Source organism: Streptomyces sp. NPDC002092 (assembly GCF_053593775.1).
In genome coordinates this window covers 52,556-69,942 of sequence record NZ_JBSFDG010000001.1, presented here as the reverse complement: position 1 = coordinate 69,942, position 17,387 = coordinate 52,556, and the positions used below count along the sequence as shown (strand labels likewise).

Annotated in this window: 14 protein-coding genes and 1 pseudogene; 12 read left to right on the top strand and 3 right to left on the bottom strand. The window is 70.6% G+C overall.

All coding sequences use genetic code 11. The features are described from left to right. Positions 1–239 precede the first annotated feature (239 nt). A complete protein-coding gene (locus tag ACWCRD_RS00285) occupies positions 240–1,085 on the bottom strand; it encodes an SAM-dependent methyltransferase (protein ID WP_450963713.1) in 846 nt (281 codons plus the stop codon). A 247-nt stretch (positions 1,086–1,332) separates the two neighbouring features. Here ACWCRD_RS00285 and ACWCRD_RS00280 point away from each other — a divergent pair, with 247 nt between their 5' ends. After that, positions 1,333–2,352 (top strand): Lrp/AsnC family transcriptional regulator, encoded by a 1,020-nt coding sequence (locus ACWCRD_RS00280; RefSeq protein ID WP_450963712.1) that lies wholly within the window; start codon positions 1,333–1,335, stop codon positions 2,350–2,352. A 92-nt stretch (positions 2,353–2,444) separates the two neighbouring features. On the opposite strand, the gene ACWCRD_RS00275 is transcribed toward ACWCRD_RS00280, so the two are convergent. Next, complete coding sequence (locus tag ACWCRD_RS00275; protein ID WP_450963711.1) at positions 2,445–3,896, bottom strand: MFS transporter; 1,452 nt, start codon at positions 3,894–3,896, stop codon at positions 2,445–2,447. Between the two features lie 390 nt (positions 3,897–4,286). Here ACWCRD_RS00275 and ACWCRD_RS00270 point away from each other — a divergent pair, with 390 nt between their 5' ends. From ACWCRD_RS00270 to ACWCRD_RS00220, 11 genes and pseudogenes are all read left to right on the top strand, one after another. Beyond that, a complete protein-coding gene (locus ACWCRD_RS00270; protein ID WP_450963710.1) occupies positions 4,287–5,309 on the top strand; it encodes an MDR family NADP-dependent oxidoreductase in 1,023 nt (340 codons plus the stop codon). A gap of 42 nt (positions 5,310–5,351) precedes the next feature. Further along, positions 5,352–6,452, top strand: coding sequence for a phenazine antibiotic biosynthesis protein (locus ACWCRD_RS00265; protein ID WP_450963709.1), 1,101 nt, complete (start codon positions 5,352–5,354; stop codon positions 6,450–6,452). Then, on the top strand, positions 6,452–7,837 hold the full coding sequence (locus tag ACWCRD_RS00260; protein ID WP_450963708.1) for an aldehyde dehydrogenase family protein: 1,386 nt from the start codon (positions 6,452–6,454) through the stop codon (positions 7,835–7,837). Before ACWCRD_RS00265 ends, ACWCRD_RS00260 begins: the two co-directional genes overlap by 1 nt. 136 nt (positions 7,838–7,973) lie before the next feature. Further along, the gene (locus tag ACWCRD_RS00255; protein WP_450963707.1) at positions 7,974–8,975 is read left to right on the top strand and encodes an Lrp/AsnC family transcriptional regulator; all 1,002 of its coding nucleotides are present in this window, start codon (positions 7,974–7,976) and stop codon (positions 8,973–8,975) included. Positions 8,976–9,101: 126 nt separating this feature from the next. Further along, positions 9,102–9,550: pseudogene (locus ACWCRD_RS00250) on the top strand (SAM-dependent methyltransferase). Positions 9,551–9,784: 234 nt separating this feature from the next. Beyond that, positions 9,785–10,792, top strand: coding sequence for a substrate-binding domain-containing protein (locus ACWCRD_RS00245; protein ID WP_450963706.1), 1,008 nt, complete (start codon positions 9,785–9,787; stop codon positions 10,790–10,792). Between the two features lie 172 nt (positions 10,793–10,964). Beyond that, on the top strand, positions 10,965–13,316 hold the full coding sequence (locus tag ACWCRD_RS00240) for a sensor histidine kinase (RefSeq protein WP_450963705.1): 2,352 nt from the start codon (positions 10,965–10,967) through the stop codon (positions 13,314–13,316). A gap of 15 nt (positions 13,317–13,331) precedes the next feature. Next, the gene (locus ACWCRD_RS00235; protein WP_365832774.1) at positions 13,332–13,763 is read left to right on the top strand and encodes a roadblock/LC7 domain-containing protein; all 432 of its coding nucleotides are present in this window, start codon (positions 13,332–13,334) and stop codon (positions 13,761–13,763) included. Position 13,764: 1 nt separating this feature from the next. Then, positions 13,765–14,124: a DUF742 domain-containing protein gene (locus ACWCRD_RS00230; RefSeq protein ID WP_450963704.1), complete on the top strand. Its 360-nt coding sequence runs from the start codon at positions 13,765–13,767 to the stop codon at positions 14,122–14,124. After that, positions 14,111–14,713 (top strand): GTP-binding protein, encoded by a 603-nt coding sequence (locus tag ACWCRD_RS00225; RefSeq protein ID WP_450963703.1) that lies wholly within the window; start codon positions 14,111–14,113, stop codon positions 14,711–14,713. Before ACWCRD_RS00230 ends, ACWCRD_RS00225 begins: the two co-directional genes overlap by 14 nt. Positions 14,714–14,857: 144 nt before the next feature. Next, positions 14,858–16,270 carry a glycoside hydrolase family 43 protein gene (locus ACWCRD_RS00220; protein ID WP_450963702.1) on the top strand — a complete coding sequence of 471 codons (1,413 nt, stop codon included), beginning with the start codon at positions 14,858–14,860 and terminating at the stop codon, positions 16,268–16,270. Between the two features lie 65 nt (positions 16,271–16,335). Here ACWCRD_RS00220 and ACWCRD_RS00215 read toward each other — a convergent pair whose 3' ends face one another. Beyond that, positions 16,336–17,295 carry an ABC transporter substrate-binding protein gene (locus ACWCRD_RS00215; RefSeq protein ID WP_450963701.1) on the bottom strand — a complete coding sequence of 320 codons (960 nt, stop codon included), beginning with the start codon at positions 17,293–17,295 and terminating at the stop codon, positions 16,336–16,338. Positions 17,296–17,387: the final 92 nt, after the last annotated feature.

Sequence of the window (17,387 nt, the reverse complement as noted above, 5' to 3'; positions counted from 1 at the left end):
ATTTCCGGGTAATCCCGCGTTCCGAAGCGCGGAACGGCGACTTTCGGCGAGTTGATACGGCAGGGCTCATGCGACCTGGCTCAAATACGCCGTCCGGTCGGCCCGATCGCTCCTCCGGCAAAACCGGATGCTCAACCGGTCCGGGCCGAATACCGCGACGGTGACCGAAAACGGCGACGGGCAACGGAATGGGGAATTCCGAATTACCGGGCGCGGGACTTCTCCCCCCGTGGTCCCCACTACCGCGGATCGGTGAGCGCCGCGGTCGTGAGCCAGCAGGCCGGAAGCGGGGCAACCGTGCGCCCGTGGCCGATGCGCGGGTCGTCGCCCGCGTAGACCTGGGCCCGCCAGCCGTGGCCACCGAGCCACTCGGGCAGGTCGTCGCGGGCGGAGAGCCACTGGGCGCCCTGTTCCTCGACCCGCTCGCGCACGGGCCTGCCCTCCTCCTGCAGCATGGCCGCCTGGAGGTGCTCCAGCATCAGCCGGCTGCCAGGGGCGGAAAGCTCGGTCAGGCCGGCCAGCAGCGACTCGTTCGCCGCGTCGGTCAGGTACATCAGCAGGCCCTCGACGAGCCAGACCGTGGGCTGCGCCGGATCGAAACCGGCAGCTCGCAGGGCCTGTTGCCAGTCCCCGCGCAGATCGGCGGCGACCCCGCGGCGCTCGCAGGCCAGGGGCAGCCCGCAGCGCGCGATCAGGGCGTCCTTGAACTCCGTCATCTCCGGCAGCTCCACCTCGAACCAGCGGGTGCCGGCCGGCAGATCAAGCCGTACCGTCCGGCCGTCCACCCCGGCGGCCAGCGTGACGACCTGCCGGATCCCGGTGCCCAGCCCGGCGAGGATCTCGTCGTCGAAGAACCGGGTGCGGACCGCGAAGTACGTCGGGAAGCCCGCGGCGCTGGTGTGCGTCTGCTTGATCACCTCGGCGACGTCGGCCAGCACCGGGTCCTCGGCCAGGGCCGAGAGCATCGCACCGGCGAGCGGGTCCCGGAACAGCGGATCCGGACTCTCGCTTTCCAGTTGACGCATCCATGCGATGAAGAGTGCGGTCTGCCCGACTCCGGCCGAAGGCGTCTTCAGCTCCACCATAAAATCCTCCCCAAGATGAGTTCAACTCAATGGAAAAGCCCAGGCCTGCACAGTGGATAGTTAAGCGTGAAACTTCCGGCGCAATTGCTGACTATTTCCCGGCAGATGGGGCTCGAATGCCCGGGGGAACATGGCCCGAGCGGCGATCTGATGGAATTCTGCGGGGCCTTGCGGCAGCGATGGTAGCGTGCACTGCGTTATCTTCAACTTTATTCCACGGAGCAGGCCCCCACTGAAGGATGTGTGCATGCTCGACGACCTGGACCGTGCCCTGATCCACGCGCTGCACATAGACGGCCGTGCGCCGTTCAGCCAGATCGCCGCAGCGCTCGACGTCTCGCCGCAGACCGTGGCCCGTCGCTACCGCCGGCTGCGCACCGAGGCGTCTCTGCGGGTGGTGGGGCTGCCGGATCCTCATCAGGCAGGTCAGACGCAGTGGCTCGTGCGGCTCACCGCGGCGGCGAGCAGCGCGCAGGACCTGGCGCACGCCCTGGTGCGGCGGCAGGACACCTCGTGGGTGAAGCTCACCTCCGGCGGCACCGAGATCGTCGCGATCATCCACACGCCGACCGAGGCGGGCGCGGGCAACTCCCTGCTCCTGCGCGACATTCCGCGCACCAACCACATCACCGCGGTGTCCGCGCACTGCATCCTGCACACCTACCTGGGCGGGTCGACGAACTGGCGGCGCAGCGCCGACAGCCTCGACGACAAGCAGCAGAGGGTGCTGCGCGAGCACGAGGCGGCGGACACCTCCTACGCCCCCGTGCCGCGCCAACTCACCGAGTCCGACACGGACTTGCTGGTCGCCCTGCAGCGGGACGGGCGGGCCACACACGCCGAGCTGGCGCAGGCCACCGGCTGGTCCCCGGTCACCGTGGCGCGCCGCCTCGCGGATCTGCAGGCGGGCGGCGCGATCTTCTTCGACGTCGAGGTCGACACCGGGCACTTCGGCGCCAACACCCGGGCGCTGCTGTGGATGTCGGTGAGCCCCGCGCACCTCGAGCACGTGGCGACGACGCTCGCCGGCCACGACGAGCTGGCTTTCGTGGCCGCGACCACGGGCCCCACCAACCTGGTGGCCCAGGCCCTGTGCCGGGACCCTGCCGACCTGCACCACTACCTGGCCCGGCGGCTCGGCTCACTGGATGCGATCCACACCCTGGAGACCAGCCCGGTCCTGCAGAACCTCAAGGCGGCGAGCCCGATCATCACGGACCTGGCCCGGACCAGGCGCTCCGCGGCGGCGCCCCGTACCCGGGTCTGAAACCCCGCCCGTACGGAAGAAGCGGCGGCCCGAAGGCCGCCGCTCGTCCCTGCGCTGATCCGCTGGTCCGCTCCCCGTGTGGAAGGGCTCGGCTAATGTCCCGCCCCGGCCTCCGTCGACGCGTCCCTGTCGATCATCATGCGGCTCGTCGCGAAGCTCACCACCACCAGGGCGACGGCGACCCAGAAGGCCAGCTGGACGGCGTGCAGCGCCGAGGACGGGTCGCCGGAGTGGGCGCTGCCCAGGTAGACGCTGCCGAGGACCGCCACCCCGAGCGTGGCGCCCAGCTGCTGGACGGCATTGAGCAGACCGGCGGCCGAGCCGATCTCCTGGGGCTGCAGCGGCTTGAGGGCGATGGTGAAGAAGGCCGGGCTGAACAGACCCACGCCGAGCCCGACGACACCGAGCGCGAGGAGCAGCGGCGTGGGGTACTTGTCCGGGTCCGCCGCGTGGTACACGGCGACGGCGGCGAGCGCGCCGACCAGCAGCACGGCGAGCCCCAGGGACATCATGCGGTGCCCGTAACGCTTGACCAGGTGCGCACCGGCCACCCAGGAGGCGACCGCCAGGCCCACCGACCACGGCGCGAGGGTCAGGCCCGCCTTCAACACATCGGTGCCCAGGCCCAGTTGCAGCTGGAGCACGATGACCATCATCAGGCCGTTGGTGACGGCGAAGAAGGCGGTCGAGGTCACCAGGGCGGCGGGGAAACCACGGTGGGCGAACAGGCTCGGCTCCACCAGCGGGCTGCGCCCGGCGGCCGCCACCGACCGCTGGTGCACCGCGAACACCAGCATCAGGCACAGCCCGGCCGCGATGGCCGCCCAGCTCCACCCGGACATGGCCGACAGATCGGCGCCGATCAGCGGGTAGACCACGAGCCCGATGCCGGCCATGGCCAGCAGGGTGCCGGTCAGGTCGAGGGTGGGCCGCTTGGGCGCGCGGTTCTCCATCAGCCTGGGCGAGATCCCCAGCACGACCAGTGACACGGGAACATTCACCAGGAAGGCCGCGCGCCATGAGGAGCCGAACAGGTTCGCATGGGTGAGCACCCCGCCGAGCACCGGCCCGCAGACGGCTGCCAGGCCCATCACCGGGCCGATGCTGCCGAGGGCCTTGGACATCTCGGGCCCGGCGAACATCGTCTTGATCAGACCGATGGTCTGGGGAATGATCACGGCCGCCGCGGCCCCCTGCACCACCCGGAAGGCGATGAGCAGACCGACGGAGGGCGCCACGGCGCAGGCGGCGGACGCGATCATGAATCCGGTGACACCGATCACGAACAGCCGCTTGCGGCCGGCGATGTCGCCCAGCCGCCCGCCGGTGATCAGCAGCACGGCGAACGGCAGGGTGTAGGCGGTGGTGAACCACTGGATGTCGGACACCGACCCGCCCAGGTCCGCATGGATCGCCGGCGCGGCGACCTGCACGATGGTCGCGTCCAGCAGGTTCATCGCCTCACCGAGCAGCAGTGCGGTGAGCGCCAGCCACCGCCATCGGTACGCCGTGGGAGTCGGCGTCAGCACACGCTCAGCAGTCATCGGGGGTTCCTCTCCACCGTTGTCGACACGCCGGCCCGGCCCCGGTCTTCGGGGCCTCGGGCCGACCACGACTCAGCGTGGGGCGGGGTGGACAGGAGGCTCCAGCCAGAGCGGGAAGATGGTGGATTCCTTCCATCCGCGCCCTCGGCCGTGTCGATTTCCCACACTGCGGGACCGGGCTCGTCCGCCGTCGCCCGCGCCGCCCGGGGGAAGACGGGTCCCCCTGGGAGGTGTGAGGTTCCTTCACAGGGCCGTCCTCGATGGAAGAAATGTTCCAGTCCGCCGCCGCGACTGGAGCGGGCGGGCGTGATCACTCCACGCTGGGCTCTCCCGGCCACCCCCCGTGTGCCGGAGGCCTACTTCCTTCGTTCACCTTGTTCAGGAGCGTGGATGACTGTCCTGCCCGTCACCCAGAGAGAAGTCCGCCTGCTCGCCAAGCCCGCCGGTCTGCCCGGGCCCGAGCACTTCGGCGTCGTCGAGACACCCGTCGCAGCGCCCGCCGAGGGCGAAGTGCTGGTGCGCAACCTGTTCTTCCATGTCTTCGCCACCCTGCGCATCCTGATCGCGGGCGCCACCCAGGACACGCCGTTCCCGGTGCTCCACGACGGGGACACCCTGGTGGGGGCGGCGATCGGCGTGGTCGAGAAGTCCCCCGAGGGCAGCGGCCTGGACCCGGGTGACCTGGTCTCGCACTGGCTGGGCTGGCGCGAGTACGCCGTCGTACCCGCCGCCGAGTGCACCCGGCTGGATCCGACGGTGCTGCCCGACCCGGCGGCCCATCTGCAGCAGGGCTGGACGGCGTACGCGGCGCTCACCCACGGGGTCGAACTGCGCGCGGGCGACACGGTGTTCGTCTCCGCCGGCGGCAGCGGCATCGGCTCGATGGCCGGCCTGATCGCACGCCGGCTGGGAGCCGGGCGGGTCATCGCCAGCGCCGGTTCACGGGAGAAGGCCGAGCGGCTGCGTGCCGAGATCGGTTACGACGACGTGGTGGTCCGCGGCGAGGGGCCGCTGGTGGAGCAGCTGGCGAAGGCGGCGCCCGAGGGCATCGACGTCTTCTTCGACAACGTCGGCGGCGAGCAGCTCGCGGCCGCCGTGGCGGTGGCACGGCCCGGCGCCCGGTTCGTACTGATCGGCGCGCTGTCCGGCCAACTGGCCGCGGAGAGCACCGGGACCACGGCCCCCGTGGAGCTCGACTCGCTGCCGCTGATCCACAAGCGGATCGAGATGCGCGGCTTCAGCTCCGACGACTTCGCCGGCAAGGACGAGTGGACCGAGCGCTTCGGGGCCTGGCTCAGGGCCGGGGAGATCTCCTTCCCGCATGTGCGGGTCAAGGGCATCGAGAACGCGCCGCGGACCCTGCTGGAGGTGATCGAGGGACGGCACATCGGCGCCGTCGTCGTCGAGCTGTAGCCCGCGCAACCGCCGTACCACCGACCCCGTCAGGAGTTCCCCGTGCCACAGTCCGCCACCGACATCCTCGACCTGCCCCCGGGCGTCCGGCCGGAGCCGGACGAGCTGATCCGTGCCGCCATGCAGTGGCACTTCGACCCCGGGACGGGATCGCCGTTCTGGCTGGAGCGGGCCAAGAGCCTGCCCTTCGATCCGCTGACCGACGTCAGGAGCCACGACGACCTGACGCTGTTTCCCAATGTGGCGGCCGAGCTGCGGGAGGTCCCCGCACAGGACCTGATACCGCGCGGGTACGGCCAACACCCGGACGTGGTAGGGGTGTTCGAGAGCGGCGGGACGACCGGGGCGCCGAAGCGGGTCGTCCTGCTGCGGGACTGGCTGGAGCGGATGCTGCACTGGAGCAATCTCAACCTGGACGCGCACGGTTTCCCGCGCGGCGTGGACTGGCTGGGCCTGGTGCCGACCGGACCGCACATCGTCGGCGAGTACTTCCGCCGTTCCGCGGCCACCCACGGCCGGCACGGCTTCACCCTCGACCTGGACCCGCGCTGGGTGAGGAAGCTGATAGCCGCCGGCCGCGGGGCGGACGCCGACGCCTACGCCGAACACCTCGTCGACCAGGCGGAGTTCGTGCTGCGCACCCAGGACATCGGTGTGCTGACCGTCACTCCCCCGCTCCTTGAGCGCATCGCCCGCCGCGACGACCTGGCCGAGCTGGTCAACTCGAAGGTGCGGGCGATCCGTTGGGGTGGCACTCAGCTGGACCCCGACTCCCGGCACCTGTACCGGACCGAGGTCTTCCCGGACACGGTGCTGTGCGGCAACTACGGCTCCACGATGATCCTCGGCTTCGCCGGCGAGCGCCCCGGCCTGCCCGAGGACGCGGGTTGCGTCTTCGACCCGTACAGCCCGTATGTGACCTTCCGTGTCGTCGACCCGGCGACCCTGCTCCCGGTGGGACACGGCGAGCGCGGGCGGGTGCTGGTGCATCACGTCAGCAAGTCGTTCTTCCTGCCCAACAACCTGGAGCGGGACGTGGCGACCCGGGTCGAGCCCCTGGAGGGGCAGTGCGGGGACGCGGTGGCGGACATCGCGCCCGTGGCCACGTTCGAGGACGAGACCGTGATCGAGGGCGTGTACTGATGCCCGGGTCTTCCTCACGCGTGGTCGCGCTGGACGCGCTGGGCGCCCGGGGGCCCTACCGGGCCCGCAACCGGCTGAGCGTGACCGACGTGGCGGGCCGGGAGAGCGCCGAACTCAGCCTCGTGCCACGGCTGTTCGTGGACCGCACGATGAAGGCGCTGCGCCGGGCCGCCGAGCCCGGACCCGACGAGCGGATCGGCATGATCGGCCGGGCGGCCGGGCTCTTCGCGACCGCCGAGCTGAACGGTCTGACACCCGAGGAGTACGCCCTGCGGGTCAGCCGGGTGGGCGGGACACCGATCTCGGTCGTCCGGGCCACCGCCGCGGCCATCGAGGCGCGGCTGCGCAAGGTGCACCACGCGGTGGAGCAGGCCCGGCCGGCCGGGGCGGTGCACCGGTGGGACGATCCGCTGACGCGGGCGGGGCGGGCGGTGTGGGTGCGCCGCGGGAGTGTGCTCGCGGTGCACGCGGCGGGCAACCATCCCGGGCCGCACAGTCTGTGGCCCGAGGCGCTCGCGCTGGGCTACCGGGTCGCCGTGCGGCCCTCCCGGCGCGAGCCGTTCACCCCGCACCGGCTGGTCACCGCACTGCGGGCGGCGGGCTTCGGCGACGACCGGGTGGCGCTGCTGCCGACCGACCACACCACCGCGGACGCCCTGCTCCGGGGCGCCGATCTGGGGCTGGTGTACGGCGGCGCGGACGTGGTGCGGGGGTACGCCTCAAACCCCTCGGTGCTGCCGCAGGGACCCGGCCGGTCGAAGATCCTGATCACCCGGGAGGTGGACTGGCGCGACCATCTGGACGTGATCGTCGACTCGGTGAGCGGGCACGGCGGCACGGGCTGCGTCAACACCACGGCCGTGTTCGTGGAGGGAGATCCCGGACCGCTGTGCGCGGCGCTCGCGGAGCGGCTGGCGGCCGTACCGAGTCTGCCTCCCGAGGACCCGGCGGCGGTGTTCCCGGTGCAGCCGCTGGCCGTCGCGAAGGCGCTCCAGGCGCATCTGCAGCACCGGGCCTCCGGCACCAAGGCCTGGCTGGGCGGCGAGCAGGTCCTCGGTGAAATCGGCGACGGCAGTGCCGTGCTGCGCGCCGCCGTGCACCAGCTGGCGCATCCCGAGGCTCCGCAGGCGGCGGCCGAACTGCCGTTCCCCTGTGTGTGGGTGGCGCCCTGGACGCGCGAGGCGGGGCTCGGGCCGCTGCGCGACAGCCTGGTGCTGACCGCGCTCACCGACGACGAGGACCTGGTGTCCGCCCTGGTCCAGGAGCCCTCGATCGGCAATGTGTACGTCGGCGACCAGCCCACCCACCGGATGGAGTCCGGACTGCCCCACGACGGCTATCTCGCCGAGTTCCTGATGCGCTGCAAGTCGGTGATCCGCGACTGACCCGGCCCGACCGGCCCCTGCCCGAGGCGGTGCGCACGCACCGCCCCGTCGGCGGGGGGAACCTCATGGGAGGGTTCTCCCCGCCGACGGCCGTGTCCGCCCCCGCCGCGCGGGGTGCCCGAAGGATGGTGTGCGCATGCTCGACGGACTCGACCGCGCCCTGATCCACGCGCTGCACATCGACGGCCGTGCCTCCTTCACCCAGCTGGCCGCCGTGCTGGCGGTCTCCCCGCAGACGGTCTCCCGCCGCTACGAGCGGCTGCGCGACGAGGCGGCGCTGCGCGTGGTGGGGTTGCCCGACCCGCAGCTGACGGGACAGGAGCAGTGGCTGCTGCGACTGACCGCGGGCCCGGAGACCGCCCTCGACCTCGCGCACGCGCTGGTGCGCCGCCCGGACACCTCCTGGGTGTATCTGACCGGCGGGGGCACCGAGATCGTCGCCGTTCTCGAGACCCCGCTGGGCATGGCGCACGGCCACTCCCTGCTGTTGCACGAACTGCCGCCCAGCGTCGGCCTCACCGCCGTCTCCGCCCACCATCTGCTGCACACCTATCTCGGCTGGCGCACGCCGTGGCGGATGAGCGCCAACGCGCTGACCGTACGTCAGCAACGGATGCTGGGCGCACCACGGTTCACCGGGTACGGCGAGCCGCTGCGCAGCCACCAGGTGCAGCTCACGCCCGCCGACCACGCCCTGATGGACGCACTGCGGCGGGACGGGCGGGCCGCCGTCGGGGAGCTCGCCGCCGGCACCGGCTGGTCGTCGGCGACGGTCTCGCGCCGCCTCGACCATCTGCGCGCCTGCGGCGCGATCTTCTTCGACATCGAGCTCGACCCCGGCCTGCTGGGCGGCAGCGCCAAGACGCTCCTGTGGATGGCGGTGGCCCCGGCCCATCTCGACGAGGTCGCCACCACTCTGGCCCACCACGACGAGCTGGCCTTCGTGGCCCACACCACCGGCCCCACCAATCTGGTGGCGCACGCGCTGTGCCGGGACACGGCGGCCCTGTACCAGTACCTCACCCACGGCCTGGGCGCGGTCAAGGCGATCCGCACCCTGGAAACCGCACCCGTGCAGCGCACCCTCAAGGCGGTGGGCACGATCACGCCCGCCGGGCCGGCGAGGGCCAACCGGTGACTGCTGTGGCCCAAGTGGGTTGCGCGGCCCGCGAGTTGACGAGGTTGCCGTCGAGGTTTCCTGGAGATCGACGAGGTTACGGGAGGGCCCGCCGTGCCCGAGGACAGCGCCCGGCCGACCGGCCGCATCACTGCAGCCGACAGCGGCTCCGCCGCGGGAACGACCGCGCACGCCGCGCGGATCTACGACTACATCCTGGGCGGAAAGGACCACTACCCCGCGGACCGGGAGGCGGGCGACGCCATGTGCCGGGAGTGGCCCGCCCTGCCGGTCCATATGCGGGCCAACCGCGACTGGATGAACCGTGCCGTGCGGTGGCTGGCTACTTGGCGATGTCCATCGGTACGGCAGAGTTCGCGCCGCAGGAGGTCGGCCGGGTCGCCCGCGAGTACGCGGCCCGCGGCATGCCGATGCGGCTGCGCACCCTCGCGGAGGCCGCGGAGTTCTTCGAGGGCCTCGAACTCGTCGCGCCGGGCATCGTCCAGGTCCACAAGTGGCATCCGGACAGGACGTACCGCGAAGCGATCCGCGACGAGGACATCGCCATGTACGGGGCGGTGGCCCGCAAGCCGTGACGGGTCGTGGCGCGGCCCGCGGGCCGTGGCTGCCCCCTGCCGGCCGTGATGCATCATCACGATGCGGCAGCAACAACTCACTCAAGGTTGCTGATCACTTGACTACCGGCGGTCACACACGATTGGCTCCGGCCAGCGAGAGTCATCCGGATGGTGTGCGGTGTGTCGGACGCCGTTCGGGGGCTCCTCTCGCCGTTCCGCTTGCTCGGCCGTACAGCGAGGTGCCGCACCCTCATGAACACTCCTCCCCCACCTCACGCTTCCCCCAGACCCGCGCGCGTCGCCGCCCTGGCCGCGGCCGTGTGCCTGTTCGCGGCCGGCTGCTCCGCGGCCGGCGCCACGTCCGACTCCAAGGACGGCGCCGGCAGGGCGGGCACCGCCCGTCTCAAGGTCGCCCTGGTCACGCACGCCTCGCCGGGCGACACCTTCTGGGACCTGGTGAAGAAGGGCGCCGAGGACGCCGCGGCGAAGGACGGCATCGACCTGACCTACGCCAATGACTCCGACGGGGCGGGGCAGGCGGAACTGGTGCGGGACGCCATCCGCCAGAAGGTCGACGGCATCGCGGTGACGCTCGCCAAGCCACAGGCGATGAAGGGCCCGATAGCGGCGGCCAAGGCCGCGGACACACCCGTGGTCGGCCTCAACTCCGGCATCGACTCCTGGCAGTCCGAGGGGGTCCTGGAGTTCTTCGGTGAGGACGAGAGCCTCGCCGGGCGGGCCGTCGGTGACAAGCTCGACGACCTGAAGGCCAAGCACGCCCTGTGCGTGATCCACGAACGTGGCAACGTCGCCCTGGAGGCCCGCTGCGCCGGCGTGAAGAAGACCTTCGACGGCAGGACCGAGATGCTCTACGTCGAGGGCGCCGACACGAACGCGACCGCCGCCGCGATCACCGCGAAGCTGCGGCAGGATCCGACGATCGACGAAGTGGTCACCCTGGGCGCCCCGTTCGCGCTCACCGCGGTGAAGTCGGTGCAGCAGTCCGGCAGCAAGGCCCATGTCGCGACCTTCGACCTCAACCAGGACCTGGTGAAGGCCGTCGAGAGCGGTGACGTGCAGTTCGCGGTGGATCAGCAGCCGTATCTGCAGGGCTATCTCGCGGTGGACGCGCTGTGGCTGTACAAGACCAACGGCAACGTCAGCGGTGGCGGTGTGTCCCCCCTGCTCACCGGCCCGGCCTTCGTGACCAAGGCGAACGTGGCCTCGGTCGCCAGGTACGCGGCGCGCGGCACACGCTGAGCCGGACGGCCGGCGACACTTCGTCCATCAATGTCGCGAAAGATTCGGAGACCTGTGGCACGTGCGGCCACTTGTACGGATAGCATCCTGTGCACCCCTTCTCTCCCCGCTCACGGCCACCCCCGTGTTTCCCCCTCCGTCCCCTCCGCTCCGCTGACCGCCTAGGACGACGATGTCTCCACGGACAGGTGCCCGGCGCCGTCTCGGCTCCATACGTCTCTCCCTGATCCTGCTGGCCCTGGTGCCCAGCGTCACCCTGGCCGCGATGTGGGCCCTGACGACCACGCAGATGTTCGACGAGGGGCTGCGGCTGCGCGGGCAGACCGAACTGAGCCGGTCGACGGGGGCCATGGGCACGGAGGCGACGCTCGCGCTGCAGCGGGAGCGCAGCCTGTCGGCGGCCTGGCTGGCCGGTGACCCGCGAGGCTCCCGCACCGCGCTGGTCGCGCAGCGCAAGGAGACGGACAAGGCGGTCGCGAAGCTGGTCGGCCAGGCCGACGCGATCAAGAAGGCGCCCGCGCGTATCTCGGACCGGCTGTACTCGGTACTCGGCTCGGTGGGCAGTCTGGAGTACTACCGGGGCCAGGTGGACGATCCCACCGACATCACCGCGGCGCAGGCGCTGGACCAGTACAGCTCGATCATCGACGACCAGATCCACGCCTTCCAGGAACTCTCCCAGGTCGACGACGGCGACCTCACCTCGCAGGCCGGACCGCTGGTCGCCCTGGAGCATGCGGCGGAGCTGGTCGCGCAGGAGGACGCGCAGCTCACGCTGGCCTGGCCGGCCGGGCGGCTGAGCGACAAGTCGTGGGTCACGTTGACGCAGTTGGTCGACACCCGGCGCTGGCTGGTCGAGGACCAGATCGTCCCCTCGCTGCAGGGCGACGCGAAGACGCAGACCGAGCGGATCCTGCAGAGCCCCGAGTGGCAGACCGTCCAGGACATCGAGGACAAGGTGCTCGCGGCCCGGCCGGGTCCGGACGGGAAGGTGACCCTGCCCGCTGCGCGCACGCAGTGGGCGGTCGCCTTCGCCAAGGTCGGCGACGAGTACGGGCAGCTGATCCGGGCCCAGACGTCCGGATTGCTCGACCGCAGCGCCGACAAATCCGACAGCCTGCTGCTCACCGCCGCCTCGCTGAGCGCGGGCGGTCTGCTCGCTCTGCTGGTGTGCGTGGGCATGTCCTGGCGGATCACCCGCTCCCTGTCCCGGCGGCTGCGCGGGCTCAGGGAGGCCACTCTCAGCCTGGCCGAGGAACGGCTGCCGGACGTGGTGGCCCGCCTCGACCGGGGCGAGAAGGTCGACGCGGACCTGGCGACCCCGCCACTGGACTACGGCCGGGACGAACTCGGCCAGGTGGCCAGGGCGTTCAACAAGGCGCAGCGCACGGCCGTGCACACCGCGGTCGAACTCGCCGACACCCGGCGCGGCTTCCAGAAGGTCATCCTCGGCATCGCCCGGCAGAGCCAGAACCTGGTCAATCTTCAACTGACCAAGCTGGACGCGCTGGAGCGCAGCCACTCCGACCCGGACGTCCTCAAGGGCCTGTACGAACTGGACTCCACGGCCAGCCAGCTGCGCCGCTACGAGGAGAACCTGGTCATCATCAGCGGCGAGCAGCCGCGGCGCAGCTGGCGCGAGCCGGTCGCGCTGATCGACATCCTGCGCAGTGCCGTCGGCGAGGTCGCCGAGTACCAGCGGGTCGAGGTGCACACCGACGAGGACGTGTACATCGCACCGCCCGCGGTGGCCGACGTGATCCATCTGCTGGCCGAGCTCATCGACAACGCGACGGCATACTCGCCGGCGCCGGCCCCGGTCGACGTACGGGCCGCGCTGGTCGCCAAGGGCCTGGCGATCGAGGTGGAGGACCGCGGCCTCGGCCTGTCGGAGGAGGACTACGCCTCCTTCAACGCGCAGTTGGCGGTGGTGCCGCAGTTCGACGTGGTGGCGCTGGCCGACGACCTCCGGCTCGGCATGTTCGTGATCGCCCGGCTCGCCACCCGGCACGGCATCGCGGTCACTCTGCGCCCCTCGCCGTACGGCGGAACGACGGCGATCGTGCTGCTCCCGCACGAGATCGTCGTACGGGAGCCGGTGTCGGCCCCCGCCGAGGACACCCCCGCCGGGGCGGGCCCGCCCCCTGCCGAGGAGCCCGCCCAGCCCGTACGGGAGCCCCGCGCCGCCGCCCCGGCACGGACCGCCCCCGCCGCCGCTGCGTCCTCGGCCCGGCAGGACGGCCTCGCGCCGCTCCCCCGCCGTGTCCCCCAGACCAGCCTGGCCGCGGAACTGCGCGAGGAGGCCCCCGGTGACGAACCGGACGGCCACGCCGAGGAGTTCACCGCGGAGCGGGCCGCCTCCTCGCTCGCCGGTTTCCAGCGCGGCACGCTCCATGCACGTGACGACGACACAGAGACGCAGTACGACCAGGGTCAGGAGGGCGCATCCGTCACTCGGGAACCGGGTGCGCACCTGGCCGACGAAGGCACAACCGTCCCCTCGACTCCGCCCGCCGACCGCTGACGAAGGAACACCGCCATGACACCCCCCATCCCAGCCACCCATACCCAGCTCGACCAGCTGCTGACCGGACTCGTGGAGCGGGTCGCCGAGGTGAACCACGCCGTGGTGCTCTCCGAGGACGGGCTGGTCGTCAGCAAGTCCACCGGGTTCCTGCGCGACGACGCCGAGCGGCTGGCGGCGACCGCGTCCGGTCTGATGAGCCTGAGCAAGGGCGTCAGCATGGACTTCCGTGGCGGCCCGGTGCGGCAGGCGCTGATCGAGATGGCGCACAGCTATCTGATCCTGACCTCGGCCGGGCCGGGCGCCCATCTCGTCGTCCTCACCAGTCAGGGCGCGGACGTCGGCGTGGTGGCGTACCAGATGAACATGCTGGTGAAGAAGATCGGCGAGCATCTCAGCGCGGCACCGAGGGCGGGTCTCGGCCCGACCGCCGAGTCCGGCGCGTGAGGTGAGCGGAGGCGACACGGACGGCCGTCTGGTACGGCTGTTCGCGCTCACCGGAGGACGGACCCGGCCCAGCCGTGCCGACTTCACGCTCATCACCACGGTGACCGCGGTGGACCCGCCGCCGACCGGGGCCACGCGACCGCAGCCCGAGCACCAGCGCATCCTGCGCCGCTGCGCCGAGCCGGTCGCCGTCGCGGAACTCGCCGCCCTGCTCGATCTGCCGGTGAGCGTGGTCGTGATCATGCTCTGCGATCTGCTGGAGAGCGGCCGTATCACCGCACGCCCCCCGCACCCCGTCTCCTGCAGACCGGAAGACCTGGACCTGCTGCAGAAAGTGAGGGACGGCCTTGGCCGGCTCTGACCTCGTCACCCGGGCGGCGCCCGACACGGTGAAGATCCTGATCGCCGGTGGCTTCGGCGTCGGCAAGACCACCATGGTCGGCTCGGTCAGCGAGATCGCCCCACTGCGCACCGAGGAACCGCTGACCGCCACCGGTCTCGGCGTGGACGACCTGGACGGCATCGAGCAGAAGCGGGCCACCACCGTGGCCCTGGACTTCGGCCGCATCAGCATCGGCAGCGACCTCGTCCTCTATCTCTTCGGCACGCCCGGCCAGCAGCGCTTCTGGTTCATGTGGAACGACCTCGCCCTGGGCGCCCTGGGCGCGGTCGTCCTGATCGACGTCCGCCGCCCGGAGACCAGCTTCGCCGCCATCGACTTCTTCGAACGCCGGGGCATCCCCTTCGTGGTGGGCGTCAACGGCTTCTACGGCGACCATCCGTACCCGCCCGAGGAGATCCGCGAGGCACTCGCCCTCCCGGACCACGTCCAGGTGCTGCTGTGCGACGCACGCGAGCGGGAGTCGTCGCGGGACGTACTGATCGCGTTGATCGACCAGTTGATCGCGGCGGCGGTCCACACAGGCGCTGCATGGCCGACGGAGAAGTGAACGACGAAAATCGGCCAAGCATGTCCGATTCATTGACGCACACGCGCCACTTCCTTACCTTCTGATCGATTTACCGAACTCAGTTCGATATATCGACCAGCAGGGTCGCTATGTCGGGCCCCCGCACGCCCTCATGGAGCACGAATGAACGCGACACCGCGCCCGGCGCGCCCCCACCCCTCCCGCCGCTCCTTCCTCGGCATGGCGGCGACCGTCCCGCTCGCCGCCACCGGTGCGCTGGCCCTGGGCGCGGGAGCCGCGCGAGCCGCCACCAACTCGGCCTACGTCATGTGCTACTTCACCGAGTCGACCTCCCTGGGCGAGGGCACCGACTACGGCCTGCACCTCGCCGTCAGCACTGACGGACTGGAGTGGACGCCGCTCAACCAGAACAACCCCGTCGTCACCCCCACCGAGGGCGCCATGGGCCTGCGCGATCCGTTCATCCTGCGCAAGCAGGACGGCACGTTCGTGGTGCTCGCCACCGACCTCAAGGGCACCGACTGGACGTACAACAGCCAGTACATCCACGTCTGGTACTCGACCGACCTGCGCACCTTCACCGGCTACCACCGGCTGAAGCTGCACGACATGGTCACCCACAGCTGGGCGCCGGAGGCCTTCTGGGACGCGGGCCGCGGCCAGTACGCGATCATCTACTCGTCGGTCAACTCCAGCGGCCACAACGTGATCATGGTGAACTACACCACCGACTTCGTCACGGTCTCGGCGCCGCAGGTCTTCTTCGACCCCGGGTACGACGCGATCGACGGCGACATGACGGTGGGCGTGAACGGCGTCAACTACCTCTACTTCAAGAACAACAGGAACGGGACACTGCTGGGCGCCCGCTCCACCTCGCTCGCCCCGGGCAGCTTCACGCCCTTCACCCCGGCCGTCTCACACGGCGGCACCGAGGCTCCGACGGTCGTCAAGTCCCTCACCTCCAGCACCTACTGGATGTGGGGCGACACCTACACACCCAACGGCGTCTTCTACGCCTGGCAGACCACCGACCTGGCGGCCGGCACCTGGACCCCGCTCGACCAGCGGACGTACACCCAGCCGCTCAACTCCAAGCACTGCGGCATCACGACGATCACCACGACCGAATACGACAACCTCGTCGCCAAGTGGGGCACCCCCGCCTGGAACCGGCTGAAGTCATACAACTACCCCGACCGCTACGTCCGGCACAGCAACTACCTCGGACGCATCGACCCGTACCCCATCGACCCGCCCTCTGACTCCCAGTGGAAGCTGGTGCCCGGCCTGGCCGACAGCTCCGGGGTCTCCTTCCAGTCGGTCAGCTTCCCGACCCGGTACCTCAGGCACTACAACTACGCACTCCAGCTGGACGTGAACGACGGGACGTCGACGTTCGCCCAGGACGCCACCTTCTACCGGACGGCCGGGCTGGCCGACTCCTCCTGGTCGTCGTTCCGCTCGTACAACTACCCGACGCGCTATGTCCGGCACTCGAACTACGCTCTGCGCATCGACCCGATCTCGACCACCACCGACAAGCAGGACGCGACCTTCCACGTCGGCTACTGAGCGGGCCCGCACAGACGAGGCGGGCGCCCCCGCAGTGGGGACGCCCGACTCGTGTCCGTCCGGGATCAGACCAGGCCGACCGACTTCAGCCAGGCCTTGGCGACGTCCAGCGGGTCCTTGTTGTCGAGCTGGACCTGGGAGTCCAGCTCGAGCAGGGCCTTGGTGTCGAGCTTGGCCGAGACCGCGTTGAGCGCGGCACTGCCCGCCGAGGACAGGCCGCTCTTGTAGACGAGCGGCTGCACGTTCTCGAAGCCGAAGAGGTTCTTCGGGTCCTGGAGGACGACGTGCTTCTCCTTGACGATGGTCGGGTCGGTGGTGAAGAGGTCCGCGGCCTGCACCGTGTTCTTCTTCAGCGCCGCCTGGGTCAGCGGGCCGCCCGCGTCCAGCGCCTTGAAGGACTCGAACTCCAGGCCGTACACCGACTTCAGGCCCACCAGGCCCTGCTGCCGGGTCTGGAACTCCGGCGAGGCGCCTATGGTCAGTTCCTTCGCGATGTCCTTGAGGTCCGCGATGCTGGACTGGGACGTCAGCTTGTACTTGTCGGCGGTGGCCTTGTTGACCGTGACCGAGTCCTTGTCCTGCGCGGCGGCGGGGTCGAGGAGCGTCAGCTTGGAGTCCAGCTTGGCCTCGATCGCGGCGGTGGTCGCCTCGACGGTCTTGGGTGCGGCCTTCGGGTCGAGGTAGGCCAGCAGCGCGCCGTTGTACTCCGGCAGCACGGTGATGGAGCCGTTCTTCAGCAGGCCGTACGTCGTCTCGCGGCTGCCGATGTTCGGCTTGTAGGTGACCTTGACACCCTTGGCCTTGAGGGCTTCGCCGTAGATGTCGGCGAGCAGGATGCTCTCGGCGAAGTTGTTCGAGCCGACGACGACGGTCTTGCCGTCGGACCCCCCGCCCTGGAGCGGATCGGAGGACTTGTTGCCGTCGGAGGAGCCACATCCCGCCAGCAGGGCCGTGGTCGCGGCAAGCGCGACGGCCGCCGCGGGGTAGCTCCTGAGGGACCTGCTGCGTGGGGCGTTGGAAGTCACGATTCCCGTTCCGGACCTTGGGGATTGATGAGAAGCAAGCTCTGGAACTGATCCAATCCAGCCTGTTTTGCTCAGTCAAGAGCACTCGGGTC

Coding starts and splice junctions, on each gene's coding strand:
- ACWCRD_RS00285 (WP_450963713.1), bottom strand. CDS start 1,085: ATGGTGGAGCTGAAGACGCCTTCGGCCGGAGTCGGGCAGACCGCACTC.
- ACWCRD_RS00280 (WP_450963712.1), top strand. CDS start 1,333: ATGCTCGACGACCTGGACCGTGCCCTGATCCACGCGCTGCACATAGAC.
- ACWCRD_RS00275 (WP_450963711.1), bottom strand. CDS start 3,896: ATGACTGCTGAGCGTGTGCTGACGCCGACTCCCACGGCGTACCGATGG.
- ACWCRD_RS00270 (WP_450963710.1), top strand. CDS start 4,287: ATGACTGTCCTGCCCGTCACCCAGAGAGAAGTCCGCCTGCTCGCCAAG.
- ACWCRD_RS00260 (WP_450963708.1), top strand. CDS start 6,452: ATGCCCGGGTCTTCCTCACGCGTGGTCGCGCTGGACGCGCTGGGCGCC.
- ACWCRD_RS00255 (WP_450963707.1), top strand. CDS start 7,974: ATGCTCGACGGACTCGACCGCGCCCTGATCCACGCGCTGCACATCGAC.
- ACWCRD_RS00245 (WP_450963706.1), top strand. CDS start 9,785: ATGAACACTCCTCCCCCACCTCACGCTTCCCCCAGACCCGCGCGCGTC.
- ACWCRD_RS00240 (WP_450963705.1), top strand. CDS start 10,965: ATGTCTCCACGGACAGGTGCCCGGCGCCGTCTCGGCTCCATACGTCTC.
- ACWCRD_RS00235 (WP_365832774.1), top strand. CDS start 13,332: ATGACACCCCCCATCCCAGCCACCCATACCCAGCTCGACCAGCTGCTG.
- ACWCRD_RS00220 (WP_450963702.1), top strand. CDS start 14,858: ATGAACGCGACACCGCGCCCGGCGCGCCCCCACCCCTCCCGCCGCTCC.